Here is a 25,204-nt window from a genome sequence, read left to right on the forward strand (position 1 = left end):
GCCCCATCAAAAAGCCCCCGTTGCCTTGCGGCAGCGGGGGCTTTTTTGTGTCTGGTGTCTCGGTGCTATTAATTGCGCTCAGGCAGCTATTTTTAGATTCGGCTTTTGTCCAAGCAGGTGGCGGCGTCCTGATTTGAGCAGTAGATGAAGGGGGTGAGGCCGATGGTTTTCAGCTCTGAGGGTTGGGACGGATTTGTTTTTGTCATGGTTTTACTCCTGGGTTCGAGGAGCTGCCATTTTCGTTACCACACGAAAGGGAGGCAGATGTACGCAGGGTGGTAAACCGGGAACCAAGGAAACCGGCACGCCCGAGGGCGTCCCACGCACAGCCGCCATAACGCGAGATCGCAGACATAAAAAATGCCTGTGTTCGTGTTGAAGGCGCTGTTGCGCTGGTTTCGCCGGGTTACCACACCCGATCGCCTCTTTTTGTAGGCATGAAAAACGCAGGTCGTATTTCGTGTTTTTTGCCGCTTGCTGTATGTCGAATTCGACGCAATACTCTGCGTAGAACTATGTGTTCAAATTTGCATGATTGTGTAGAGAGGTGAGTATGACGGCATTACTAGAGCGTGCTGACCAGGCGATATCGGTGACTGCAATGGTCAGGGGGTTCAGCGCAAGGCTCAAAGAGATTTCCAGTCGAGCCACCGAGCGGCTGGTCATTTTCAAGGACAATCAGCCAGCAGCGGTCATTATCAATGTCGATGCGTATCAGGAAATGCTCGATGAACTTGAAGATCTGAGAGTTGAAGCAGCCGCTCGGGAGCGACTGATTGGTTTTGATCAGAGCAAGGCAGTCAGCCACGACGATTTGCGGGCGCGGTACGCCAGGAAAGACTAAAGGAGTTGTGGATGGTTTGGGGTGTTATCTATCATCTGGAGGTTCAGAAGGATCTGGATCTGCTGGGAACTGTGGCGGCGAACCGCATTCTTGATGTCATCGAAGAGCGGATTATCAATGGTGAGCCGGACAAGAGCGGCAACCCCCTAAGAGCCAGTCTTGCAGGCTGTAGACGGATCCGAACAGGCGACACGCGAATTGTTTATCGAGTCGATGGCAAGGCGATTCAGGTATTGATCGTTGCCGTTGGTGCTCGACGTGACGAAGAGGTCTACGGCGCGGCAGAGCGTCGTCTCTAACTAAAAAGCCCCCGCAGCCTTATGGTTGCGGGGGCTTTTCTGTGGGCGGGACTCAGATCACTCTTGAGCCGCCGTCTCCTTCGCTTGACGCTTCTCGATCACATCCACCAACCGCTGGGCCAAGGCCGGGTAGTTCTCGTCGAAGTGATGACCGCCGGGCAGTTTCATCGCTTCGCCCACCGCAGTCTTGTCGGTACAGCCGCTCTCGTCGACTTCTTCTTCACCGTAGATGCACACCACTTTCTCCGGTGGCAGCTTGGCCATTTCCGGGCCGGTGGCGGCTTCTTTGCCGGCGTTGCCAAGCCAGCCTTCGACTTCGATTTCGAAGCTGCCGGTGCGGGCGAAGGCCAGCAGGATGATCGCATCGACCCGTTGCTGCTCCGATTCGGCCAGTCGGTTGTAGATCGCCGGCAGGACGTCGGCGCCGAACGAGTAGCCGGTCAGGATGAAGCGTTTGGTGCCCCATTTCTGCCGGTAGTGCTGCATCAGTTCGGCCAGGTCCAGAGCGCTTTGCTCAGGGCTCTTGTGCTGCCAGTAGTAACGCAAGGTGTCGATGCCGACCACTGGGTAGCCGATCTTCGCCATCTCGCCCGCGACGTCACGGTCAAGGTCGCGCCACCCGCCGTCACCGGACAGGAACAGGGTCACGGTGTCCTTGGCTTGACCGGCGGGCACTTCGACCACCGGGATCTGCAGGCCGCCGGCGGCTTTATCGCCGCCAACGAGGATCTTGCGCAGTTCGTTGTTCAGCACTTGCGGCAGATTGATGTCGTAGTCGCTGATGCTGGTTTCGGCGTTGGGTTGGTCGCGCACGAAGCCGGCGCTGGTGTCGTCAGGGTTGTCGTTCCACGCCACCAGCCAGCGACCGTGAGCGGCGCTTTTCGGCAGCAGGTGAGTGCAACCGGGTTTTTCCAGGGCCAGGTCAACCGAAATGGCCTGGGCCTTGTCGTCCTTCTGCTCGGACAACCAGCGCCACGCCAGCACGGCGCCAGGGCCGATGCCGCTGACCAGGGTCGCCGGGCCTTTGAGCTCTCTCAGGGCCGATTGCAGGGCGCGACTTTGCAGCAGGCAGTCTTTGGGCAGGATCACCTGAACAATCTGCGCCGAGCCGGTGCGGCTCAGGGTTATCAATTGTTTATCGCTGAGCTTCTGGCCTTCATTGACCGCCACCAGCACTTGGGCGCGTGGCGTGGCACCGGGGATGACGCGGGTCATCACGGCGCCATCGGCAGGCGTCAACTGTTCAAGGGTCGGTTCGGGTGCCGGGCGTTTCAGGTACCAGTAACCGCCACCAAGAATCAGGGCCAGCACTACCAGTGTGGCCAGTACGTACCGCAAGGAGCGTTGAATCATCAGCGTTTCACCAATCCAGTCAAGCCGCCCGCAATCAGGGCAGCAGTGTCGGCCAAGGCAACCAGCGGATCAAGTCCGGCGGGCACGGCCATATAACGGGGTTCCCAGTCAGGCTGGAATTTGTCTTTGAAACGGCGCAAACCTTGGAAGTTGTAGAGCTGCTCACCACGGCGGAACACCATCGAGCCCAGACGCTGGGTCAGTGGTGCACCACGTCGGGGTTGTAACCCCGACAACGGCACCATGCCCAGGCTGAAGCGCGCGTATCCATGATTTTTATAATGTTGAATCAGGCCGACCATCATGAACTCCATGGTCAGCTTGGGGGCGTCCGGGTGTGCGCGCATCAGATCGAGGCTGGCCAAGTCATGGCCGTAGGTCTCGAGCAGGTTGGCGAACGCCACTGGGCGCCCTTCGAAACGAATCACCGCGACGCGGAAATGCTTGATGTAGCCATCGCTGAAGCGGCCGAGCGAGAAGCCTTTCTCGCGTACGTTTTTGCCGGTCAGCCAGGCATCGGAAATCACCTTGAGCTCATCCATCGGCGCTTGCCCCGGATCAAAGATCTCCAGCGACAGGCCATCGCGAGTGCCACGGTTCCAGGTGTAGCGCAGGTCTTTCATCTCTTTGCCCTTGGCCTCGAGATCAAAGCGAAGCAGGTCGACCCGGGCTTCTTCGCCGAGCTTGATCGCGGTCAGGCCGATGTCCATGTAGTACGGCAGGTTCTCGGCGCGCACTTGATAGAACACAGGACGGGCGTGATGGATATCGCAGAGGTCGCGGAACTGCCAGATCATTTCCGCCCGCTGCTGGGTCGGGCCGATCGGGTCATACAAGGCCACCAGGCTGCGACCACGGCGGGCGTACATCAGGAACGCTTCGTCGTTGGGGTGAAACAGCAGCGCCTTGTCACCGGTCAGGGCCAGACCGCCATCCGGTTGTGCGGAGGCCATGAGGATCTTTACCGCGCGGTCCAGTTCATCGGGCGTTGGCTGATGGATCACCGGGCGGGCGGTGCGCAGCAGCCAGGTCAGGGACACCACCACCAGCAGGACTGCGGCACCGAGCAGCGAGCGCAAGCCACGCGGGGCGTCGGCGTCGAGGGTGAACTGCCACCAGAGCTGATGGCTGTACGGGACGTCCTGATAAGCGAACAGTAGCAGCCAGATCGACGCACCGAGTACACACAGGCTGGCCACCAGATACAGCGGCGAGAACGGCAGTTCGGTCAGACGGCTGGGGCGATAGAACGAGCTGCGGAAAACCCCTAGCAAGCTCGCAGTCAGCGTCAGCAGGCAGGCTTCTTCCCAGTCGAAGCCCTTGAGCAGCGAGAGCAGGGCACCGGCCAGCAACAATATGGTGGTTAACATCCAGGCGGCCGACAGTCGGCGGCGCAGTCCTTGAGCCAGCAGCAAGCAAAGCACGCCGATCAGGCTGGCACCGAAGTGCGAGGCGTCGACCAATCGATGCGGGATCAGAAAGCCGATGTGTTCCAGGCGTGTGTCGATTTCCGGGGTGGCACCGGAGAACAACAGCACCACGCCGGACAGAAATACCAGCACCGCCAGAATCGGCGCGGCCAGGCCGGACGCAACTCTTAAGGACTGACGCGATTGAAACAGGCGCTGACCTTCGTTGATCAGCAGAAATACGCAGGCCACCAGCAACGGCAGCACCACATAGATCAGGCGATAGAGCAGCAGGGCGGCAGCGAGTGGCGCGGCGCCGAGTGTGTCGGAAAAGGCGGCCAGCAGAATCGCTTCAAACACCCCGACCCCGCCGGGAACGTGGCTGAGCACACCGGCGGCCAGGGCCAGCAAGTACACCAGCAGGAACGCGCCAAAGGGCGGCGCTTCAGGCAGCAGCAGATAGAGCACGGTTGCCGCGGCGGCGACGTCCAGGGCAGTGATGATCAGTTGCAGGAACGTCAGGCGACGGCCCGGAAGGCGCAAGGTGCGGCGTCCAACCTTGACCAGCAGGTTGTCGGGATAAGGCTGTTCTGGCAGGCGGCGGCGGTAGATGCCGATGGCCACTACGCTGAAGAGCAGCAAGACGGCCACGGCAATTGCACCCAGCAATATCTCGGACAGACCCAGTGCAGTAGAGGCGGCAGGCAGGTTGCTGAGGGTGGCGAGGGCGGCCAGTGGGGGCAGGGCGCAGCCGAGCGAGAGGCTGGCAAACAGCGTCATATGGGCAACTTCAGAAGCTCCCAAGCCATGACGTGCGTATAAACGGTAACGAACCGAGCCCCCCGAGAGCATCGAAAGGCCGATCGCATTGCCGATGGCGAATGCGGTGAACCCGCCCAGGGCCAGGATTCGCGGCGCCAGTGTCACGCCCGCGTAGCGGCTGGCCGACCATTCGTAGCCCAGCAGAATGATGAAGCCGACCACGGTCGCGCCCAGCGCGCCCAATAATGCCGGTTTCGGAACGTCGAGAATCGAGTCGTGCAGAGCGTACAGATCGAGTTCGCTCAGCAGGTGGCGACAGGCAATCAGCGCGATAGCGAACAACAGCAAAGTGACTGCCAGGCCGATGGGCTGGCGGTATTTGCTGATTCGATCAAGCAAACGCAGACGTTCGGCCTTGATCGGTTGTGTCGCTGTGACGGTGTCTTGTGGATCAGACGAGTTGGCGCGCATCAATCACCTCTTGGATTGTGCGCGACAGGATGGGGGTATCCAGCCAAGTTACCAATCCCTGTAGAAAAAAATAATCACAAATATTAACGCCTCTCACCGGGTCTCGGCGATGGTGCGTCATCAGTCGTAGAGGGTTTTGTCTGCGGTTCAGCATAATCCGGGCTCAGAGTATGGGTGATGCCGAACGGCTTACTGCACAGTGGCAGATCATTGTTGCGAAAGGACTTTTTCAGCAGATACAAAAAAGGCCACTCTTTCGAGTAGCCTTTTTTGATGTTTGGTTGCGGGAGCCGGATTTGAACCGACGACCTTCGGGTTATGAGCCCGACGAGCTACCAGACTGCTCCATCCCGCGTCTGTGTGGCGGCATTCTATAGAGATACGCCTAGGTGTCAACCGTTAATCCTGAATCGGGTCAAATAAGCGTAAATAAGCGGTGAACGGTCGTGGGGGAGACCTAAGTTTCGGAATCAGAACGATTTCTCATTTCTGCGCCGCGCAGGCGTAAGCACTCCATCTATACAAAACAAACGCGCACAAAAAAGGCCACTCTTTCGAGTAGCCTTTTTTGATGTTTGGTTGCGGGAGCCGGATTTGAACCGACGACCTTCGGGTTATGAGCCCGACGAGCTACCAGACTGCTCCATCCCGCGTCTGTGTGTCGGCATTCTACAGAGGATCGGCGGGCTGTCAACCTTAAATCCAGAGGAAACCTCTTTCTGTTCAATCGCTTAGCTTGAAAAGAGGGCTGGGTGATTGGCTGTAAGGCCAGTGTGGCAAGGCTTTCAGCTCTATCGGGTGAGGCATTTCGATTGAAAAAATAAATTCATCCGGCACTTTTCCTACGAGTGAAAAAGAACATTCTGAGTACTGGTGCTATATACAGGTGTCAGTGAGATACTGCCGATCTGACTCGCCAAGACTCCATTTCTTAACCATGAACACTGCTTTTATATGACGCAGCGAAAAATCATCCACGTCGATTGTGACTGCTTCTACGCCGCCATCGAGATGCGTGACGACCCGCGTCTGGCCGGTAAACCTCTGGCGGTGGGCGGTTCGGCGGATCGACGTGGCGTGATCGCCACCTGCAATTATGAAGCGCGGGCATATGGGGTGCGCTCGGCCATGTCTTCCGGCCATGCCTTGAAACTGTGCCCGGACCTGACCATCGTCAAGCCGCGCATGGATGCCTATAGAGAAGCCTCGAAGGAAATTCACACGATATTTCGCGATTACACCGACTTGATAGAGCCGCTTTCGCTGGATGAGGCCTACCTCGATGTGTCGGAATGCGCGCATTTCGGTGGCAGCGCCACGCGGATCGCCCAAGACATTCGCCGTCGTGTCTCTAATCAACTGCACATCACCGTTTCGGCTGGCGTAGCGCCGAACAAGTTTTTGGCCAAGATAGCCAGCGACTGGAAGAAGCCCAACGGCTTGTTCGTCATCACGCCGGATCAGGTCGAGGATTTTGTCAGTGGGTTGCCGGTGAGCAAGCTGCACGGCGTTGGCAAAGTGACCGCAGATAAACTGGGCAAGCTGGGCATCGTTGATTGCTCACATCTGCGCGAATGGGACAAGTTGGCGCTTGTGCGGGAATTCGGCAGCTTCGGCGAGCGACTCTGGAGCCTGGCTCGTGGGATCGATGACCGATTGGTGCACAACGACAGTCGCCGGCAGTCGATCAGTGTCGAAAACACCTACGACGTGGACCTGCCGGATCTGGTGAGCTGCCTTGATAAGTTGCCCGAGTTGCTGGAAACCCTCGCCGGCCGCATGGCGCGGATCGACAGCAGCTATCGGCCGGGCAAGCCGTTCGTCAAAGTGAAATTCCATGACTTCACTCAGACCACTTTGGAGCAGGCCGGGGCAGGGCGGGATTTGGGGAGTTATCAGTTGTTGCTGACCCAAGCCTTCAATCGCGGCGGCAAACCGGTGCGTTTGTTGGGGATTGGAGTGCGGCTGGAGGATTTGCGGGGCGGGTTTGAACAGTTGGAGTTATTTGAGCGGTAGTTCAGCGGTGGTTGTCAGGGTCGCATCGCGAGCAAGCTCGCGATGCTTTAGGCTTTAATTCGGTCCCGGATCCGCTACCAGTCGCCCGGCATCCTTGGTCAACGACTTGAGGAATTCGGTCTGCAACTCAGGATCGTTGCGCGTCAGTTCGATCAGGCTCTGTTCCAGCTCGGTGGCTTCTTCTTCCAGACCCAGTTCCGACAGGCGTTTGACCCGGTGTACCCACTGGCTCACTTCGTCGTCTTCGAGGTCGTCGTAAATCAGCCCGTGAGCTTCGAGCAGCTTGCCGCGCAAGGAACTGCTGACCGCCAGGGACGATTCGGTGTGCACATCGTCCTGGGCATCTTCGACGCTGATCAGCAGTCGGCTCAGATGATTGATGTCATGTTCGGCGAACGGGCTGTCCAGCAGGTTCACGCGCAATACGCCGTTCTTGTCGGTGCTCAGATTGAACGTTTCTTTGCCAGCCTTGACCTCAACCGGACGCTCGCTCCATGGCAGGCTCGAGTATTCGGTGCGCTTGTCGAGCTGGACCTCGTCGATTCCCGCCAGGTTCTGCTGCGCGCGACCATGAGACTGCACGTTCATGAACGGGTTGAGCCCGGCGAAACCGTAGCTCAACCAATCTTTCGTCACGCTGTCCGGCAGGTTGCCGAGAGTGAACACGTTGACCACGTTCGCGCCGACACCGGCGACCACGGCCACCGCACCCAGCGGGATCTCGTAAGCCTCGCGCCAGGGTTGGTAAGGCGTGTAGCGGTCGTAGTGGCGGGAGACTTCGAATTCGGTGACTTCGAAAGTCTTCTGCTCGTGGATCTTTATCCGGCGTTGCGGCAGCTCAAGCACCTTTGGCTCGCCGACATCGATCTGCAGGCTGTGATCGAGCAATTTGCGCTCGACACGTTCCTCGTGCTCGCTGCGTTGCGACATGTGATTGGCACAGCCGCTGACCAGCAGGGTGCCGCACAGGGCGGCACCACCGAGGCCTAAGGTGTTTCGCTTGAACATGACTTCTCTATCTGGTGTCAGCGGCGGATACGGGTTTGGAGGAAAGACAGTACGTCGGCGACCGGCAGCGCTTGCGCTTCGGGTTCGGTGCGACTCTTGTACTCCAGATTGCCTTCGGCGAGGCCGCGGTCACTGACCACGATCCGGTGAGGAATGCCGATCAGCTCCATGTCCGCGAACTTGATGCCCGGGCTGGTTTTTTTGTCGCGGTCGTCCAGCAATACTTCGAAACCGGCTGCAGTGAGTTCTGCATACAGCTTGTCGGTGGCTTCGCGAACCTGTTCGGTTTCGTAGCGCAGCGGTACCAGAGCGATCTGGAACGGAGCCAGCGTGTCGCTCCAGATGATCCCGTTGGCGTCGTTGCCCTGCTCGATGGCAGCCGCCACCACGCGGGAAACGCCGATGCCGTAGCAACCCATTTGCAGGGTGACTGGCTTGCCGTTGTCGCCTAGCACTTCGCACTTCATCGCTTTGCTGTACTTGTCGCCCAGCTGGAAAATGTGCCCGACTTCGATGCCGCGCTTGATTTCCAGGGTGCCTTTGCCGTCGGGGCTTGGATCGCCGGCGACGACGTTGCGCAGGTCGGCAACGGTCGGAACCGGCAGATCACGCTCCCAGTTCACACCGAAGTAGTGCTTGTCGTCGATGTTCGCGCCGATACCGAAGTCGCTCATCAGTTCGACAGAGCGGTCGATGATGATTGGCAGTGGCAGGTTCAACGGTCCGAGGGAGCCTGCGCCAGCGCCAATGGCGTCGCGCAGTTCGGCTTCGGACGCCATGACCAGCGGGCTGGCAACGCCAGGCTGGTTGGCGGCCTTGATTTCGTTAAGCTCGTGGTCGCCACGGATGATCAAGGCAATCAGCTTGCCTTGCTCTTCAGCGCGAACCACCAGGGTCTTGATGGTCTTTTCGATCGGCAGGTCGAAGCCTTCGACCAGTTGCGCGATGGTCTTGGCGTTCGGCGTGTCGACCAAGCGCAGCGCTTCGGTCGGTGCGGCGCGGGAAGTTTCGCGCGGCACGGCTTCGGCTTTCTCGATGTTCGCGGCGTAGTCGGAGCCGTTGCTGAAGACGATATCGTCTTCGCCGGATTCGGCCAGTACGTGGAACTCGTGGGAGCCGGCACCACCGATCGAGCCGTTATCAGCTTCAACCGGACGGAATTTCAGGCCCAGACGGGTGAACACGTTGCAATACGCCTGATGCATGCGGTCGTAGGTGACCTGCAGCGATGGCTGGTCAGCGTGGAAGGAATAGGCGTCCTTCATGATAAATTCGCGACCGCGCATCAAACCGAAGCGTGGACGGATTTCGTCACGGAATTTGGTCTGGATCTGGTACAGGTTGATCGGCAGCTGTTTGTAGCTGCTCAACTCGTTGCGCATCAGGTCGGTGATGACTTCTTCGTGAGTCGGGCCGGCGCAGAAGTCGCGACCGTGGCGATCCTTGAAGCGCAATAATTCAGGGCCGTATTCTTCCCAGCGACCGGATTCCTGCCACAGCTCAGCCGGTTGGGTGCTCGGCATCAACACTTCGAGAGAGCCAGCGGCGTTCATTTCTTCACGAACGACGGCTTCAACCTTGCGCATCACTCGCAAGCCCATCGGCAGCCAGGTGTACAGGCCCGAGGCGAGTTTGCGGATCATGCCGGCGCGCAGCATCAGCTGATGGCTGATCACGACCGCGTCGGAAGGCGTTTCTTTCTGTGTGGCGAGCAAAAATTGACTGGTGCGCATGGTTGGCCGTTGTCGGTTGCTGATGACGAGAAATGACGGAGCATTGTACGGGCGAGATCTGCTGGCGTACAGGCGTGCGGTCGGCAGGAGGGCGGGAATCACCGCGCCCTCTGCGAAGCTTCCTACGATTCTTCCGCGACCTGGGTCGGAACCGGTTCGGGCGTTGGCGTTGGTGTCGGACCTGCACGACGGCTCTCCTGGAACCAGTGCAAGGCGATCAACAGCAGGGTCGGCACGCCCAACAGGGCGGTGATCAGGAAGAAGTTGTGATAGCCGAACTTCTCCACCATGACCCCCGAGTAGCCGCCGATCAGGCGTGGCAGCAAGAGCATGATCGAACTGAGCAGGGCGTACTGGGTTGCGGAGAATTTGAGGTTGGTCAGGCTCGACAGGTAAGCGACGAACGCCGAAGTCGCCAGGCCCGAGCTGAAGTTATCCAGGGAAATAGTAAGGATCAGCATGTTCAGGTTGGCGCCCATGTCGGCCAGCATCAGGAACAGCAGATTGGTGCCGGCCGATGTAATACCACCGATGAACAGGATTGGCAGGATGCCGAAGCGCACGATCAGCAGGCCGCCCATGCCGGCACCAACCAGGGTCATGATCAGGCCAAAGATCTTGCTGACGCTGGCAATCTGATCCTTGGTGAAGCCCTGATCGATGTAGAACACGTTGGCCATCACGCCCATGACCGTATCGGACATCCGATAGGTGGCGATCAGGCCAAGCAGCAGCAAAGCTTGCCAGCGGTAACGCAGAATGAAATCGTTGACCGGCGTCAGCACTGGTGCCAAGCCGCGGCGGCCTATGGCCGACAGGCATATAGCCGTGAGCGTGGTGTAGAGGATTGCCCGCAGGAGCGCGCGGTCTTCGAGCAGCAGGTCGAGCACGCTCACGCCTTTGAACAGCACGCTGGCGAAATCGGTGTTGTAGAGCTGGGTGAACATGGCCGGTACGGACACCAGCAGCACGATCAGTACGAACACCGACGCCAGTTGATGTACAAAGCTGTAGCGCCCGGCCTGAAGCTGGGTGCGCAGCGGCACCGGCGGTTCGCGCATGAAAAAGGAGGTCAGCAGCGCCGGAACCATCAAGGCGCCGAACAGGATGTAGGTGCCGGCCCATGCCGAATGCTTATAGTTGAAGCCGGTGGAACCGAAGCCTTCAGCGAAGAACAGGGCACCGGCGGTGGCCAGCAGCGCAGCGATCCGATAACCAGACATATAACTGGCGGCGAGCGCGGCCTGGCGACTGTCGTCGGCGATTTCCAGGCGATAGGCGTCGACCGCAATGTCTTGCGTCGCGGAGGCGAAGGCGACGACCACAGCAATGGCGATCAGCCAGGACAAATGCTTTTGCGGGTCGCAGAAACCCATCCCGATCAGACCGAGGATGACCAGCGCCTGGGAAAGCACCAGCCACGAACGTCGTCGACCGAGCTTGCCGAGCAATGGCAGGCGCCATTGGTCGAGCAGCGGTGACCAGACCCACTTAAAGGCATAGGCCAGGCCGATCAGGCTTGCATAGCCGATGGTTTCGCGAGCTACGCCGGCTTCGCGCAGCCAGACCGAAAGTGTCGAAAACACCAGCATGTAGGGCAGGCCGGCGGCGAAACCAAGCAGCAAGAGTACGAGCGTCGAGGGGCTGGCATAGGCGGCGAGCGCGGCGCGCCAGGTTTTACGGGGCATGGGCTGAAGTCTGCCTCAACAAATACGGAAACAAAGCGCGCACTCTAACCGCTGTGCTCTACCGGGCGCCAGCCATGGCGCTGAATATCAACACGATTGTTCAGGATACTGATGCCCTCCAGGCGCAAACGCGCGCGTTGTTCATCCCCCGAAGGGCTGCCTACCGGCAGGCTGATACGCCCGCCGGCACCGAGCACACGATGCCAGGGTAATTTGCTGTCACCCGGCAGTTGGCTCAATGTCCGCCCGACGAAGCGGGCGGCGCGACCCAATCCCGCCAGCTCGGCAAGCTGCCCGTAACTCACGACTTTGCCCTCGGGGACTTGGGCCAGAGTCAGGTAGAGCGCCGTGCGTCGGATTTGCGCCGGACTGTCGGTTTCAGTGGTTGAGTCGGTCACGTCCGCAGTTCCTGAAAAAAGTTTCGCATTACCGTCTGTAGAGTAAATCCTGGATCACCCATTGAGAAATGAACTCAATAGAATTAGTCGGGTCAGTCCTTGTTAGGGTCTTATTCCTACGGATAATGCCGACTTTTTTTCGCAAACTTGAGCCTGTATTTGCTTATGTTGTCTAGAACCCTGCTGTGCCTCGCTGTCGCCAGTGCTTCCACACCCTTACTCGCCGATACCGTCTGGTTGAAGAACGGTGACAAGCTGAGCGGCAAGATCACCGTTTTCGATGGCGGCAAGCTGTTGATCCAGACCGAATACGCCGGTGCCGTCCCGATCGACTGGAAGCAGGTTAAAACCCTGGAAAGTGATCAGCAACTGCTGGTCAAGCAGGATGCCTACACTGGCGAAAAGGCCAAGGCGCTGCATGCGGCAGATGACGGCAAGGTCACCTTGGCCAATGGCGACGCTCCCAAGACCGTCGAGCTGGCCAGTATCCAGCAGATTCTCAAGCCAAAACCTGTGATCGAGGATCTGGTGTGGAAGGGGAATGTCGACGCGGCGCTTGATTATCAGCGGGCAGAAAAAGACACCGATGACTACGACGTTGGCTTCAAAACCACTGCGCGCCATGGTCGGTGGCGGCACACGGCGGAAGGCGAGTACAACCGCGAGTTTCAGGATGACGTAGTCACCACCGACAACTGGCGGGCTGAATACTCGCTCGACCGCTTCCTGACCGAGAAATGGTTCTGGCAGGGTCGCGCGGTCTATAAACGCGACAAGGTTGAAGAGCTTTCCCGCCAGCGCACGGTCGGTACAGGCCCTGGTTACCAGTTCTGGGACAACGAGTTGGGTGCATTCTCCCTGGGCTCGCTGGTCAACCGCACGGACTATGAGTTCGCCAACGGCGGCAAAGAAAACTTCTATTCTGTGGCGATGAAATGGGATTACAACCGCTACCTGATCGGTAAGAAGGTGGAGTTCTTCACCAATGGCGAAGTGGGTAAGCCGTTGTCGGGCGTGGCGGATTACGCGCTAGATGCCGAAATGGGCTTGCGCTACAAGGTGACCGACTGGGCGTCGCTTAACCTGAAGGCCGAGCGAGACATTATCAGCGGTACCGACGATGCCGATCTGGACAAGACCCGCTACACCGCAGGGTTTGGCGTGGCCTGGTAAGACGCAAAAAAATCGCAGCCATGGGCTGCGATATTTTTTTGCCTGCAAAATAGACAGGCACAAAAAAGCCCCGCTTTTGAGGGCGGGGCTTTTTACTAAAGCAAGTACAAGTTAGATAACTTGAACTTCTTCAGCTTGCATGCCTTTCTGACCGCGGGTAGCGATGAAAGAAACCTGTTGGCCTTCTTTCAGGCTTTTGAAGCCGTCGGATTGGATAGCTTTGAAGTGAACGAACAGGTCGTCACCGGATTGTGGAGTGATGAAGCCGAAGCCTTTTTCATCGTTGAACCACTTAACGGTACCAGTTTGGCGATTAGACATGGTGTAACTCCTTGAACAAAGATAACTGCGACGCAGGAAGAACCCTGGCCGAGACTGAGTGCAAAGAGCAGGAAAAATTCTTGTAGATGGTTGGATCGAAATTCAACATATCGTGTAGAGATTCTCAGTGACACAAGCAGCACAGTGGCGCCACCTTAACCCTTTTTCCGGAACGTGCCAATGCTTCCTGCGAAGGTTTCTCTGTTTTCATGACTGACGGTGCACCCGATTGCGGCGAAGGGCCAGATTTCACGGGGGATTGGCGAGAATTGTGTGCCTCGGACTTTGAACCCGAAGCGCGCGCCCGGTAAGATGCCGGACAGATTTTTTCCACCTCGCTATTCAGGACACCCGCCATGAGCATCAAATCGGACAAGTGGATTCGCCGCATGGCGCAAGAGCACGCCATGATCGAGCCCTTCGTAGAGCGCCAGATGCGCGGCGAAGGCGCCGACCGAGTGATTTCCTACGGCGTGTCGAGCTATGGCTACGACGTACGCTGCGCCGATGAATTCAAAGTGTTCACCAACATCAATTCGGCGACCGTTGATCCGAAGAACTTCGACGAGAAGAGCTTCGTCGACGTCAAAAGCGATGTCTGCATCATCCCGCCGAACTCCTTTGCCTTGGCGCGCACCGTGGAATTCTTCCGTATTCCGCGCAATGTGCTGACTATCTGCCTGGGTAAAAGCACCTACGCTCGTTGCGGCATTATCGTCAACGTGACACCGCTTGAGCCTGAGTGGGAAGGCCACGTGACCCTTGAATTCTCTAATACCACTACGTTGCCGGCAAAAATCTACGCCAACGAAGGTGTGGCTCAGATGCTGTTCTTCGAATCCGACGAAGAGTGCGAAGTGTCCTACAAGGACCGTGGCGGCAAGTATCAGGGCCAGCGCGGCGTCACCCTGCCACGCACCTGATCGGTTTGTCTGGCAAGTCGTGGGAATTCTTGAGCGAGTAGATACTCTATTGGGTGTACTGCCCGGTTCGCGCGATGCGGACGGGGCCATCGCTCAGGAGTGCTCTATGAAGATCGATCCGCGAATAAGTGCCGAACTGGCAAAGCTTGAGCCCAATCAGGTTGGCGTTTTGGCCTGGTCCTTGTTGGCACATCCACCCATCAGCATGGCAGGGGGAATTCCCGGTCAGCCTGATCCCGATACGCCCAACGAACAACCTACGGAGCCCGGTGAGCCCACCCTGCCGGATGAGCCGCCTCCCGCGCCTGTAGCTTGATCTGTAGCTGAAATGAATGGCCAGTCAGCTGATGTCCTTAAAGACATCAGCTGACTGGCCATATTTCGTTGTCGCCTATGACAAAGATCCTACAGCTATCGTCCCGTTCGACCTGATAGCCGCCGGTAAACGCGCCGAAAGCCGGCAGCAGACTGATGTGCTCTCCCAGTCTGAAGCACGCCAGTCGCAAACTTTGTCGACCTCTACCGTTCAGCCGATAAACGGGATGCACATGCCCGGCGAGCACATGCCGGAATGGATGCGGGTCAGGTTCATGCTGCAAGGCGAACGGCCCCAGCAGCAACGGCTCGGGCACCACACGAATGTTTAACGATGCCGGCGGATCGCCCGCGCGCTTGTCGTGGTTGCCGCGGATCAGTGTCATAGGCAAATCGCGGTGTCGGGCGCGCCATTCAGCCAAGGCGTTCAGTGTGGCCGTTGCGTGGGAACCGGGGCCGTGAAGAAAATCTCCGAGGAAAATCAGCTGACGGCAGGGCAAGGCGGCCAAAATTCCGTCCAGCACGGCAATGTTGCTGGCGGTGGTGCCATGAGGCACGGGTTGGCCGAGGCTTCGATAGGCCGCAGCCTTGCCGAAATGCACGTCGGCAATCAGCAGCGCTTGTTGGTCGGGCCAGTAGAGGGCTTTTTCTGGCAGCAGCCACAATTCTTCGCCAGCCAATTGCACGGGATAGGGCGTATTCATCTGGCTTTCCCGGTGCCGGCGGTTTTTTCAAGATCTGTGACCATGCGCCTGATGCGATCCGCGAGTTTTTCCGAACTCATGCTTTCCCGCATGCGCTCCACCAGCAGCGGAAACCCGAGCGGCGTAGGACGTTTGATGTGATGCAGGTCCAGTTTCAGTCGGTTGATCCGCTCCAGCGTCTGTTTCAGTCGATGAATATCCAATTCCTCCCGCAGGACTTCTTCCCCTGCCTGGGCCAGTAGCAGATTCCCGGCGTCGTATTGCTTGAACACTTCGAAGAACAACCCGCTCGAGGCCTGAACTTGGCGAGTGCTTTTCGGTGCGCCGGGGTAGCCGGCAAACACCAGACCGGCAATTCGTGCGATTTCCCGAAATCGGCGAAGCGCGAGTTCACCGGCATTCAGACTGGCGAGCACGTCCCTGAGCAGATGCTCCGGACTTAATAGTCCGGTGGGCAGAGGGTCGGACCAATCCACGCAGGTAGCGCTGAGCAATTCCAGCCCGTAATCATTCACCGCAATAGAAAACGTCACCGCCTGCTGCTGACTGACCCGCCATGCCATCAAACTCGCCAACCCCAGATGTACCTGACGCCCGGCGAATGGGTAGAGGAAAAGGTGCCAGCCTTCGCGTGATTTCAGTGTTTCGGCCAGCAAAGTGTCCGAGGTCGGTAGCCCGGACCAGCGTTGTTGCACCTCTAAAAGTGGGCGCAGCGCCTGCATTTCCGGCCCAGCGAACTCGCCCTGCGCCGCCGCACTAAAGCGCGCGACCACCGCACTGGCCAACTCGCTGGACAATGGCATGCGCCCGCCATTCCATCGCGGCACCGCAGCTTTTTTCGCGATGCTGCGTTTTACATAGGCGGTCATGTTTTCCACCCGCACCAACTCCAGCAAGCGCCCCGCGAACAGAAAACCGTCGCCGGGCTTGAGCCGTGCGATAAAACCTTCCTCGATGCTGCCCAATTGCTTGCCGCCGCCACCCTTGCTCCAGAACTTCAACTGAATGCTCGCGTCGCTGACGATGGTGCCGATGCTCAGGCGATGTCGGCGGGCCAAGCGCGCATCGGGTACGCGCCAGACACCGTGTTCATCCGGTTCGACCCGGCGATAATCCGGATAAGCCGTCAGGGAAAGTCCGCCGTGGCGTACGAAAGCCAACGCCCACGTCCAGTCCGCCGGCGTAAGGTCGCGATAAGCCCAGGCGCCGCGTACTTCCTCGTACAACTCATCGGGCTGAAAACCCCCTCCCAGCGCCATGCTGACCAGATGCTGAACGAGCACATCCAGCGGTTTATGGGGAGACTCGCGTGGTTCAATTTGCCGTTGTGTTACGGCGTCCCGTGCCGCCGCAGCCTCGATCAGTTCGAGGCTGTGCGTTGGCACCAGCGTCACCCGTGAAACCCGCCCAGGTGCATGACCGGAACGGCCCGCACGCTGCATCAGTCGCGCCACGCCTTTGGCCGAACCGATTTGCAGCACGCGTTCCACTGGCAGGAAGTCCACCCCCAAATCCAGACTGGACGTGCAGACAACGGCTTTGAGCTGACCTTCCTTGAGGGCGCGCTCGACCCAGTCACGCGTGTCTCGTGACAGTGAACTGTGATGCAGGGCAATCAATCCAGCCCAATCGGGGCGCGCATCCAATAGGGCGTGATACCAGATCTCCGATTGCGCACGGGTGTTGGTGAACACCAGGCTGCTGGGGCTGGAATCGATCTCGGCGATGACCTGCGGCAACATCTTCAGCCCGATGTGCCCGGCCCATGGAAATCGCTCGGTGGCGGGCGGTAGCAGCGTGTCGATGCGTAGTTCTTTATGGGTTTGGCCCTGAACGCTGATGCCTGCGCCCTGTGGGATTAATACCTGTTCGGCGTGGGCCTGATTACCCAGGGTCGCGGAAACGCCCCAGACAATCAGCGCCGGATGCCAGCGGCGCAACCGGGCTAGGGCCAGTTGCAGTTGCACGCCGCGCTTGTTGCCCAGCAGTTCGTGCCATTCGTCGACCACCACCATGCGCAGGGTCGACAGCGCAGTGTGTGCGTCAGCACGGGCGAGCATCAGGGTAAGACTTTCCGGGGTGGTGATTAGCGTGGTGGGCAATCGCCGACTCTGACGCGCACGTTCGCTGCTGCTGGTGTCGCCGGTTCGCAGGCCGACGCTCCACGGAATCTGCAGGTCGTGTAGCGGGGCTTCCAGTGCGCGAGCGGTGTCGGCGGCAAGGGCGCGCATGGGCGTTATCCACAGCACCGTCAGCGGTTCGGCAACCGTTTTTCGTTTTCGAGGTTGTTCAAAAGAAGAGGCGTAGCGATTAAGCGCGCCAAACCAGACGGCGTAGGTTTTACCGGCGCCGGTGCTGGCATGCAGCAACCCGGACTCACCGCGTTTAACGGCCGCCCACACGTGTTTCTGAAAGACGAACGGCTTCCAGCCGCGGGCGGTGAACCATTGTTTTGCGAAGTCGGGGGAGGTTCCCATGCCGGCCGTGTGCGCTCTGAAAGTCCTCTTTCAGTGACCACGCCGGCACGGGATTAGTTTTACTTGAGGTTACCGCTCAGGAACTGCTTCAGCCGCTCACTTTTCGGATTGCCCAACACGTCTTCCGGTGCGCCTTCTTCCTCCACCAACCCTTGGTGCAGGAACAACACCTGACTCGATACTTTGCGGGCGAAGCTCATTTCGTGGGTGACCATGATCATGGTCCTGCCTTCTTCGGCCAGGCCCTGGATCACTTTGAGTACTTCGCCCACCAGTTCCGGGTCCAGTGCGGAGGTCGGTTCGTCGAACAGCATGACTTCCGGTTCCATGGCCAATGCGCGGGCAATGGCGACCCGTTGCTGTTGACCGCCGGACAGGAACGCCGGGTACTGATCGGCCACTCGCGCCGCCAGCCCGACCTTGTCGAGGTAACGTCGGGCACGGTCTTCGGCCTCTTTCTTACTGCAACCCAGCACCTGGCGCGGCGCCATGGTGATGTTTTCCAGCACGGTCATGTGGCTCCACAAGTTGAAGTGCTGGAACACCATGGCCAGGCGGGTACGAATCCGTTGCAGTTCATTGGCGTCGGCCACGTGCATGCCGTGGCGATCCTTGATCATGCGGATGTTCTGGCCGTCCAGGCTCATGGCGCCGTCGTTGGGCTGTTCAAGAAAGTTGATGCAACGCAGGAAGGTACTTTTGCCCGAGCCACTGGCGCCGATCAGGCTGATGACGTCGCCGGTGTTGGCCTTGAGTGAAACACCTTTGAGCACGTTGTGATCGCCATAGCTTTTATGCAGGCCTTCGATGGTCAGTTTGTACATGGGGCATGCATCCTCAAGGCGAAAGTAGGTAGCCGCTGCGATAGGCCTCGGAGCCCGCGACGTGCGCGATCACCATGCCGGCAGTGGCCATGCGCCGTAGCGAGCGGGCGTACATTAATCCGGCGACGGTGCAATGAACGGGGGTGACGCGATCAAAGATCGGGTCGATGATTTCAGCGATCAGTTGCCCGGCTTCGAGGTATTCCCCTGGCAGCGCGGTGAACACCAGCAGCCCGCCGACCGCTGTTGCCACCGGTTCAACGCCGGCCAGCGGTGTGGCGGGGTAGGGCAGCTCGGGCAGCGAAGCAGGTTCGCCAGCAATCGCGCCGAAGTGAATCAGGTAATCGATCAGCGCCTGGCAATCGAGGCTGGCCAAAGGGTGATTGACGTCGCCCTGACCGCGCAATTCAACGGTGACCGAAAAACTGCCCAACGGAATGTCGAAGTGTTCGCCGAAGCGCTCCTTCAACTGCCACCAAAGCAGGGTGAAGCATTCATCGAACGACTGACCGCCGGAATCGGTGGCCAGCAGACTGGCTTCGGCCCCGATGTACCGCGCCAGCGGCTCGACCTGCGGCCAGGCCTCGGGCGTGGTGTAAAGGTGGGCGACCGCTTCGAAATCACAATGCAGGTCCAGCACCATGTCGGCATCGCAGGCCAGCCGTTGCAGGGTCAGGCGCTGGGATTGCAGTTGCGTGCTGGCAGTCTGCTGAGCGAGGGCATTGCGCAGGCAGCTGCGAATCAGTTCGAGGTTGAGCTGCGGATCGTCGCCGAGTTGGCCTTCGATCTCGTTGCCGACGGCTTCGCTCACATCGACGAACCAGCGATTGAAGTTCTGCCCACTGTCGAGTTCGTAACGGCCCAGCGGCACATCCATCAGCACTTGTTCGAGGCCCACCGGGTTGGCTATCGGTACCAGTACGATTTCGCTGCGCAGGCGGCCGGCGGCTTCCAGCTCCGCCAGACGTTGCTTGAGGTGCCAGGCCACCAGCATGCCCGGCATTTCGTCGGCATGCAGGGATGACTGGATGTAGATCTTGCCTTTGGCCGACTCAGGGCCGAAGTGGAAGCTGTGAATCTGTCGTGCGGTCCCCGGCAGTGGGGCCAGCAGGTCATGAATCTGGTGGCGCATGTTCGTCTCTTTATTCCTGAAAGCAGGTCCTAGTGGGTCGGCCCGAGGAAGGCCAGCCATCGGCGTTCGGCGAGGCGGAACAGGCCGACCAGCGCAAAGGTAACCGTCAGGTAGATCAGCGCGGCGATGCCGAACGACTGGAAGGTCAGGAAGGTCGCCGAGTTGGCATCCCGCGCGACTTTCAATATGTCCGGGATGGTCGCAGTGAACGCCACGGTGGTCGAGTGCAGCATCAGAATCACTTCGTTGCTGTAATAAGGCAACGAACGACGCAGGGCCGAAGGCATGATCACGTAGGCATAAAGCTTCCAGCCTGTCAGACCGTAAGCCTTGGCCGCTTCGACTTCACCATGAGCCATGCTGCGAATTGCCCCGGCGAAAATCTCCGTGGTGTAGGCGCAGGTATTCAGGGCGAAGGCCAGGATGGTGCAATTCATCGCATCGCGAAAGAACGCATCGAGTACTGGCTGGGCGCGCACGCTGGCCAGGCTGTAGATACCGGTGTAGAAAATCAGCAGCTGGATATAGAGCGGCGTACCCCGAAACAGGTAGGTGTAGAACTGCACTGGCCAGCGGATGTAGACGTGCGGCGAAACCCGGGCGATGGAGAGTGGAATCGACACCAGGAAACCGATGAAGATCGACGCACTGAGCAGCCACAGGGTCATGGCCAGGCCTGTGATGTTGTAGCCGTCGGTATAAAGGAAAGGTTTCCAATATTCCTGCAGGAGTTCGATCATCGTACGGCCTCCCGGGAACCGGCGGCGTAGCGGCGTTCGAGCCAGCGCAGGACGACGTTGGACGCGCTGGTGATCAGCAGGTAAATCACGGCTGCCAGCACCAGGAAGTAGAACAGTTGATAGGTGCTTTTACCGGCATCCTGCGCAGCCTTGACCAGGTCGGCAAGGCCGATGATCGAGACAAGCGCGGTGGCCTTGAGCATCACCATCCAGTTGTTACCGATGCCCGGCAGGGCGAAACGCATCATCTGCGGGAACACCACGATACGAAAACGCTGGCCGCGTTTGAGGCCATAAGCGGTGGCGGCTTCGACCTGACCCCGAGGCACAGCGAGGATCGCCCCGCGGAAGGTTTCGGTGAAATACGCGCCATAAATGAAGCCCAGGGTGATGACCCCTGCGCTGAACGGGTTGATCTCGATGTATTCCCATTCCATGAAATCGGTAAACGACGTCAACCAGGTTTGCAGGCTGTAGAAAATCAACAGCATCAGCACCAGGTCCGGCACACCGCGAATCAGTGTGGTGTAGAGCTGGGCCGGAACCCGCACCAGTTTGACTTTTGACAGTTTGGCTGTGGCGCCGAGCAGGCCAAGCAACACGGCCACCAGCAGCGACAACGCTGATAATTTGATAGTCATCCAGGTGCCTTCCATCAGCAACGGACCGAAGCCCTTGAGGCTGAAGGCTGAGAGCCCCAGGTTTTGTAGTAGGTTTTCGAACATAAATCAGCAACCTGATCGGATGAAAAAAGCGCCCATCGTGAGATGGGCGCCGGGCATTATTTGCCGCTGAACAGATTCAGATCGCCAAAGTGTTTCTTTTGAATGGTGGCGTAGGTGCCGTCGTCGTGTAACGCTTTGATACCTTTATCCAAAAGCGCCTTGAGGTCTTTGTTACCTTTAGAGATACCGACAGCCGTTTTGGCTGGCAGCAGAGGATCGTCAACTGGCTTGCTGACTTCGTAATCTGCACCTTGTGGCGACTTCAAAAAGCCCAGTTCGGCTTGCAACATGTCCTGAATCGAGGCGTCCAGTCGACCGGAAGTGAGGTCAGCATAGACCTGGTCCTGGTTAGCGTAGGCCTGAGTAGTCACGCCGGCCTTGTCCAGCACGGCTTTGGCGTAGGCTTCCTGGATCGTGCCTTGCTCGTAACCGACTTTTTTACCCTTCAGCGAAGCGGTTTCTGCAGTAATGCCAGAACCTTTCTTGAACACGAAGGACGTCGGGCCGGAGAACAGCTCGCTGGAGAAGTCGATGACTTTTTCGCGGGCCGGGGTGACGGTCATCGAAGAGATAACACCGTCGAATTTGTTGGCCTTCAGGCCCGGAATCATGCCGTCGAAATCGCTTTCGACCCATTTGCACTTGACCTTCAGCTCGGCGCAGATCGCGTTACCCAGATCGATGTCGAAGCCTACCAGGCTACCGTCAGCCGCTTTCGATTCAAACGGAGCGTAGGAAGGGTCAACGCCAAAACGCAATTCTTTGTATTCCTTCGCCAGCGCGGAGCCGGCAGCCATGCACAACGCCAGTGCAGAAAGGGTCAGCAATGCTTTTTTCATTATTCAATCCCTAAGAACCAATATGAGCGCGTGTGGCGCAGAATTATTGTTACTGGAAAGCGTAAGACCTACTGAAAGTAGCAATTTCCGAACCAGAGTCCCGAACAAGCGTTTTAAAAGGTAATACAAGAAGTGGCAATACGCTATTCGTGCACGAAAACGGGCGTTGAAAATTTGATGCACTGGCGTGGAGCATAACCTGATAGTCAGCTGAGTAAATCCTGCAACGTCCCAAGATTGTCAGCCTCTTCAACCGACTTATCCTGCCGCCAGCGCAACATCCTCGGAAACCGCACTGCAATCCCGCTCTTGTGCCGTTTGGACAGGGCGATGCCCTCAAATCCCAGTTCGAACACCAGACTCGGCGTCACACTGCTCACCGGCCCGAATTTCTCTACGGTGGTCTTGCGTACGATGCTGTCGACCTGGCGCATTTCTTCGTCGGTCAGCCCTGAATAGGCCTTGGCGAACGGCACCAGGGTGCGTTTGCTCGCGTCAGGCGGCCCGTCCCACACCGCGAAGGTGTAATCGCTGTAGAGACTGGCGCGGCGACCATGGCCGCGTTGCGCATAGATCAGCACCGCGTCAACGATGAACGGGTCGACTTTCCATTTCCACCAGATGCCCATGTCCTTGGTGCGCCCGACGCCATACAGCGCATCCCGAGCTTTGAGCATCATGCCTTCGACACCGAGACTGCGGGAGGCTTCCCGTTGTCGGGCGAGGTCGAACCAGTCTTTGCCAGTGAGCACAGGCGAGGGCAGCAGCACCGGGTTAGCGCAGGTTTTAACCACCTGTTCCAGCTGAGTGCGACGCGTTGCCTGAGTCTGATTGCGCCAGTCTTCGCCCTGCCATTCCAGCAGGTCGTAGGCGAGGACGACCACCGGCACTGCTTCGAGAATTTTTTTGTCCAGGGTTTTACGGCCGATCCGCTGTTGCAGCAGAGCGAAAGGTTTTACCGCGGGTGAGGCTGGGGAAGGAGGGTTGAAGGCGTCCTCGGTGGTGGGTTGTGCGGTTTTCCAAGCGACGATTTCACCGTCGATCACCGTACCATCGGGCAAGCCGTGAACCAGACTATCGAGTTCGGGGAAGCGCTCGGTGACCAGCTCTTCACCTCGCGACCAGATCCACAGTCGCCCGTCGCGTTTGACGACCTGCGCGCGGATGCCGTCCCACTTCCATTCCACTTGCCAGTGGCTGGCAGGGCCAAGCAGGGCTTCGAATTGTTCAACGGGTTGCGATAGCGCGTGGGCGAGAAAAAACGGGTAGGGCTGACCACCACGTTGCGCATGTTCGTCAGTTGATTCAGCGGCGATCAGCTTCAAGTAACCGGGCGCGCTCGGGCGGTGGGACAGGTCGGTGTAACCCACCAGTCGCTGGGCCACTCGTTTACTGTCGAGCCCGGCCATGGCCGCCAAGGCACGGGTTACCAGCAACTTGGATACGCCGACGCGGAAACTGCCAGTGATCAGTTTGATGCAGAGCATCAGGCTCTGGCGGTCCAGTTGCGACCACAGGGCTGGCAGTCGCTCGGCGAGGACTTGCGGGGTTTCACCGCGCAGTGGCAGCAGTTTGTCTTCAATCCAAACCGCCAATCCGTCATTGGAGCTGTGAGGTGCTTCGGGCAATACCAGTGAGATGGTTTCCGCCAGATCGCCGACCGCCTGATAACTTTCTTCGAACAACCACGGCGAGAGGCCGGAGAACGCCACCGCCAGCTCTCGCAGGATGCGCACCGGCACCAGTTGTCGAGGTCGCCCACCGGACAAAAAGTAAACAGCCCATGCGGCATCTTCCGGCGCGGCTTTGGCGAAGTAGTTTTGCATCGCCGCGAGTTTGGCGTTGCTCGATGTTGTGGCGTCGAGTTCGGCGTACAACTCGGCGAAGGCCTTCATGGCAGCACCTCGGCGCGCTCGGGTTCGACGGCTACATTTTCTTCCTCATCGTCGCCGTACTCGGTGCTGAAACTCTGAGCATCAAGACCCTGTTCACGCAGATAGCGCACCAGTACGCCCACCGAACCATGGGTCACCATGACCCGTTCCGCACCGGTCTGTTCGATGGCCCAGAGCAGGCCCGGCCAGTCGGCGTGGTCAGACAGTACGAAACCACGGTCGACGCCGCGCCGCCGCCGGGTGCCACGCAAACGCATCCAGCCGCTCGCGAAGCCGTCGCTGTAGTCGCCGAATCGGCGCATCCAGGTACTGCCGCCAGCAGAAGGTGGGGCGATGACCAAGGCTTTGCGCATCATCGGATCGCTCTTTTTGACCTCGCCGGCATAGATCGTTGGCGGTAAGTAAATACCGCTCTCGCGATACACCCGGTTCAGCGGTTCCACAGCGCCATGCACCAGAATGGGGCCGAGGCTGGCGTCGATGCCGTGGAGAATGCGCTGGGCCTTGCCGAAGGAATAGCAGAACAGCACGCTGGTTTTGTCGGCGGCGGCATTGGCCTGCCACCACTGATTGATCTCGGCAAAGACCTGCGCCTGGGGTTGCCAGCGATAAATCGGCAGGCCAAAGGTCGATTCAGTGATGAAGGTATCGCAACGCACGGGTTCGAACGGCGCGCAGGTGCCGTCGGGCTCGATCTTGTAATCACCCGAAGCGACCCAGACTTCACCGCCGTATTCCAGACGCACCTGGGCTGAGCCAAGCACATGGCCGGCGGGGTGAAAGCTCAGGGTTACGCCATGATGGGTCAGAGGTTGACCGTAAGGCAGGGTTTGCAGGTTGATATCCTGACCCAATCGCGCACGCAAAATCCCTTCGCCGGGAGCGGCCGCCAGGTAATGCTGGTTGCCGGTACGGGCATGGTCGCCGTGAGCATGGGTGATGACTGAACGCTCGACTGGCCGCCACGGGTCGATATAGAAATCGCCGGCGGGGCAGTACAAACCTTCAGGACGCGCGATAACAAGATCCATGTTGTTACCAAAAATGGAGGGACTTGTTAGCTATGAGGGTGGCGCGAGGCGAGAAGTTCTATTGGTTTCAGAACCGCTACCGATCGTTCTCACGCTCCGCGTGGGAATGCATCAATGGACGCTC

Annotated in this window: 22 protein-coding genes, 2 tRNA genes and 1 pseudogene; 6 read left to right on the forward strand and 19 right to left on the reverse strand. The window is 58.8% G+C overall.

Features of this window, described 5'->3' with window-relative positions; genetic code table 11:
- Window positions 1–128: 128 nt before the first annotated feature.
- Window positions 129–206: pseudogene (locus ACYZT0_RS02645) on the reverse strand (DUF3077 domain-containing protein); the annotation flags it as partial.
- A gap of 347 nt (window positions 207–553) precedes the next feature.
- On the opposite strand from ACYZT0_RS02645, the gene ACYZT0_RS02650 reads away from it, so the two are divergent.
- Both ACYZT0_RS02650 and ACYZT0_RS02655 read left to right on the forward strand, forming a co-directional pair.
- A complete protein-coding gene (locus ACYZT0_RS02650; protein WP_134418782.1) occupies window positions 554–844 on the forward strand; it encodes a type II toxin-antitoxin system Phd/YefM family antitoxin in 291 nt (96 codons plus the stop codon).
- Between the two features lie 11 nt (window positions 845–855).
- Window positions 856–1,143: a type II toxin-antitoxin system RelE family toxin gene (locus ACYZT0_RS02655; protein ID WP_462044509.1), complete on the forward strand. Its 288-nt coding sequence runs from the start codon at window positions 856–858 to the stop codon at window positions 1,141–1,143.
- 57 nt (window positions 1,144–1,200) lie between these two features.
- On the opposite strand, the gene ACYZT0_RS02660 is transcribed toward ACYZT0_RS02655, so the two are convergent.
- The 4 genes from ACYZT0_RS02660 to ACYZT0_RS02675 form a co-directional block, all read right to left on the reverse strand.
- Window positions 1,201–2,496: a virulence factor family protein gene (locus ACYZT0_RS02660; RefSeq protein WP_462044510.1), complete on the reverse strand. Its 1,296-nt coding sequence runs from the start codon at window positions 2,494–2,496 to the stop codon at window positions 1,201–1,203.
- Window positions 2,496–5,138 carry a bifunctional lysylphosphatidylglycerol flippase/synthetase MprF gene (gene mprF, locus ACYZT0_RS02665; protein WP_462044511.1) on the reverse strand — a complete coding sequence of 881 codons (2,643 nt, stop codon included), beginning with the start codon at window positions 5,136–5,138 and terminating at the stop codon, window positions 2,496–2,498. The genes ACYZT0_RS02660 and mprF overlap by 1 nt, the downstream gene beginning before the upstream one ends.
- A 278-nt stretch (window positions 5,139–5,416) precedes the next feature.
- Window positions 5,417–5,493 (reverse strand) — tRNA-Met (locus tag ACYZT0_RS02670).
- Between the two features lie 221 nt (window positions 5,494–5,714).
- A tRNA-Met gene (locus tag ACYZT0_RS02675) sits at window positions 5,715–5,791 on the reverse strand.
- A gap of 301 nt (window positions 5,792–6,092) precedes the next feature.
- On the opposite strand from ACYZT0_RS02675, the gene dinB reads away from it, so the two are divergent.
- A complete protein-coding gene (dinB, locus tag ACYZT0_RS02680) occupies window positions 6,093–7,154 on the forward strand; it encodes a DNA polymerase IV (RefSeq protein ID WP_462044512.1) in 1,062 nt (353 codons plus the stop codon).
- Between the two features lie 54 nt (window positions 7,155–7,208).
- Here the strand turns inward: dinB and ACYZT0_RS02685 are convergent, their stop codons facing one another.
- From ACYZT0_RS02685 to ACYZT0_RS02700, 4 genes are all read right to left on the reverse strand, one after another.
- Window positions 7,209–8,162 carry a hypothetical protein gene (locus tag ACYZT0_RS02685; RefSeq protein ID WP_462044513.1) on the reverse strand — a complete coding sequence of 318 codons (954 nt, stop codon included), beginning with the start codon at window positions 8,160–8,162 and terminating at the stop codon, window positions 7,209–7,211.
- Between the two features lie 17 nt (window positions 8,163–8,179).
- Window positions 8,180–9,895: a proline--tRNA ligase gene (locus ACYZT0_RS02690; protein ID WP_462044514.1), complete on the reverse strand. Its 1,716-nt coding sequence runs from the start codon at window positions 9,893–9,895 to the stop codon at window positions 8,180–8,182.
- Between the two features lie 122 nt (window positions 9,896–10,017).
- Complete coding sequence (locus tag ACYZT0_RS02695) at window positions 10,018–11,583, reverse strand: AmpG family muropeptide MFS transporter (RefSeq protein ID WP_462044515.1); 1,566 nt, start codon at window positions 11,581–11,583, stop codon at window positions 10,018–10,020.
- 44 nt (window positions 11,584–11,627) lie between these two features.
- Entirely contained in the window at window positions 11,628–11,981 is a 354-nt protein-coding gene (locus ACYZT0_RS02700; RefSeq protein WP_462044516.1) for an MGMT family protein, read from the reverse strand.
- Window positions 11,982–12,146: 165 nt separating this feature from the next.
- On the opposite strand from ACYZT0_RS02700, the gene ACYZT0_RS02705 reads away from it, so the two are divergent.
- A complete protein-coding gene (locus tag ACYZT0_RS02705) occupies window positions 12,147–13,154 on the forward strand; it encodes a DUF481 domain-containing protein (RefSeq protein ID WP_462044517.1) in 1,008 nt (335 codons plus the stop codon).
- A 111-nt stretch (window positions 13,155–13,265) separates the two neighbouring features.
- On the opposite strand, the gene ACYZT0_RS02710 is transcribed toward ACYZT0_RS02705, so the two are convergent.
- On the reverse strand, window positions 13,266–13,475 hold the full coding sequence (locus tag ACYZT0_RS02710) for a cold-shock protein (protein ID WP_002554837.1): 210 nt from the start codon (window positions 13,473–13,475) through the stop codon (window positions 13,266–13,268).
- Between the two features lie 356 nt (window positions 13,476–13,831).
- Here ACYZT0_RS02710 and dcd point away from each other — a divergent pair, with 356 nt between their 5' ends.
- Both dcd and ACYZT0_RS02720 read left to right on the forward strand, forming a co-directional pair.
- Window positions 13,832–14,398, forward strand: coding sequence for a dCTP deaminase (gene dcd / locus ACYZT0_RS02715; protein ID WP_462044518.1), 567 nt, complete (start codon window positions 13,832–13,834; stop codon window positions 14,396–14,398).
- Window positions 14,399–14,504: 106 nt separating this feature from the next.
- Window positions 14,505–14,714, forward strand: coding sequence for a hypothetical protein (locus ACYZT0_RS02720; protein WP_282376892.1), 210 nt, complete (start codon window positions 14,505–14,507; stop codon window positions 14,712–14,714).
- Window positions 14,715–14,760: 46 nt separating this feature from the next.
- Here ACYZT0_RS02720 and pdeM read toward each other — a convergent pair whose 3' ends face one another.
- The 9 genes from pdeM to ACYZT0_RS02765 form a co-directional block, all read right to left on the reverse strand.
- Window positions 14,761–15,417, reverse strand: coding sequence for a ligase-associated DNA damage response endonuclease PdeM (gene pdeM, locus ACYZT0_RS02725; RefSeq protein ID WP_462044519.1), 657 nt, complete (start codon window positions 15,415–15,417; stop codon window positions 14,761–14,763).
- The gene (locus ACYZT0_RS02730) at window positions 15,414–17,894 is read right to left on the reverse strand and encodes a ligase-associated DNA damage response DEXH box helicase (RefSeq protein ID WP_462044520.1); all 2,481 of its coding nucleotides are present in this window, start codon (window positions 17,892–17,894) and stop codon (window positions 15,414–15,416) included. The genes pdeM and ACYZT0_RS02730 overlap by 4 nt, the downstream gene beginning before the upstream one ends.
- A gap of 59 nt (window positions 17,895–17,953) precedes the next feature.
- The gene (locus ACYZT0_RS02735; protein ID WP_462044521.1) at window positions 17,954–18,718 is read right to left on the reverse strand and encodes an ABC transporter ATP-binding protein; all 765 of its coding nucleotides are present in this window, start codon (window positions 18,716–18,718) and stop codon (window positions 17,954–17,956) included.
- 13 nt (window positions 18,719–18,731) lie between these two features.
- Window positions 18,732–19,850 carry a succinylglutamate desuccinylase/aspartoacylase family protein gene (locus ACYZT0_RS02740; protein WP_462044522.1) on the reverse strand — a complete coding sequence of 373 codons (1,119 nt, stop codon included), beginning with the start codon at window positions 19,848–19,850 and terminating at the stop codon, window positions 18,732–18,734.
- Window positions 19,851–19,879: 29 nt separating this feature from the next.
- On the reverse strand, window positions 19,880–20,590 hold the full coding sequence (locus ACYZT0_RS02745; protein ID WP_462044523.1) for an ABC transporter permease: 711 nt from the start codon (window positions 20,588–20,590) through the stop codon (window positions 19,880–19,882).
- The gene (locus ACYZT0_RS02750; RefSeq protein WP_462033723.1) at window positions 20,587–21,315 is read right to left on the reverse strand and encodes an ABC transporter permease; all 729 of its coding nucleotides are present in this window, start codon (window positions 21,313–21,315) and stop codon (window positions 20,587–20,589) included. The genes ACYZT0_RS02745 and ACYZT0_RS02750 overlap by 4 nt, the downstream gene beginning before the upstream one ends.
- Window positions 21,316–21,371: 56 nt before the next feature.
- Window positions 21,372–22,154, reverse strand: a complete 783-nt coding sequence (locus ACYZT0_RS02755; RefSeq protein WP_462044524.1) for a transporter substrate-binding domain-containing protein — start codon at window positions 22,152–22,154, stop codon at window positions 21,372–21,374.
- A 206-nt stretch (window positions 22,155–22,360) separates the two neighbouring features.
- Complete coding sequence (locus ACYZT0_RS02760) at window positions 22,361–24,049, reverse strand: ATP-dependent DNA ligase (RefSeq protein WP_462044525.1); 1,689 nt, start codon at window positions 24,047–24,049, stop codon at window positions 22,361–22,363.
- On the reverse strand, window positions 24,046–25,080 hold the full coding sequence (locus ACYZT0_RS02765) for a ligase-associated DNA damage response exonuclease (protein ID WP_462044526.1): 1,035 nt from the start codon (window positions 25,078–25,080) through the stop codon (window positions 24,046–24,048). Before ACYZT0_RS02765 ends, ACYZT0_RS02760 begins: the two co-directional genes overlap by 4 nt.
- Window positions 25,081–25,204 lie beyond the last annotated feature (124 nt).

It is taken from the genome of Pseudomonas sp. ZS1P83, from assembly GCF_054897825.1.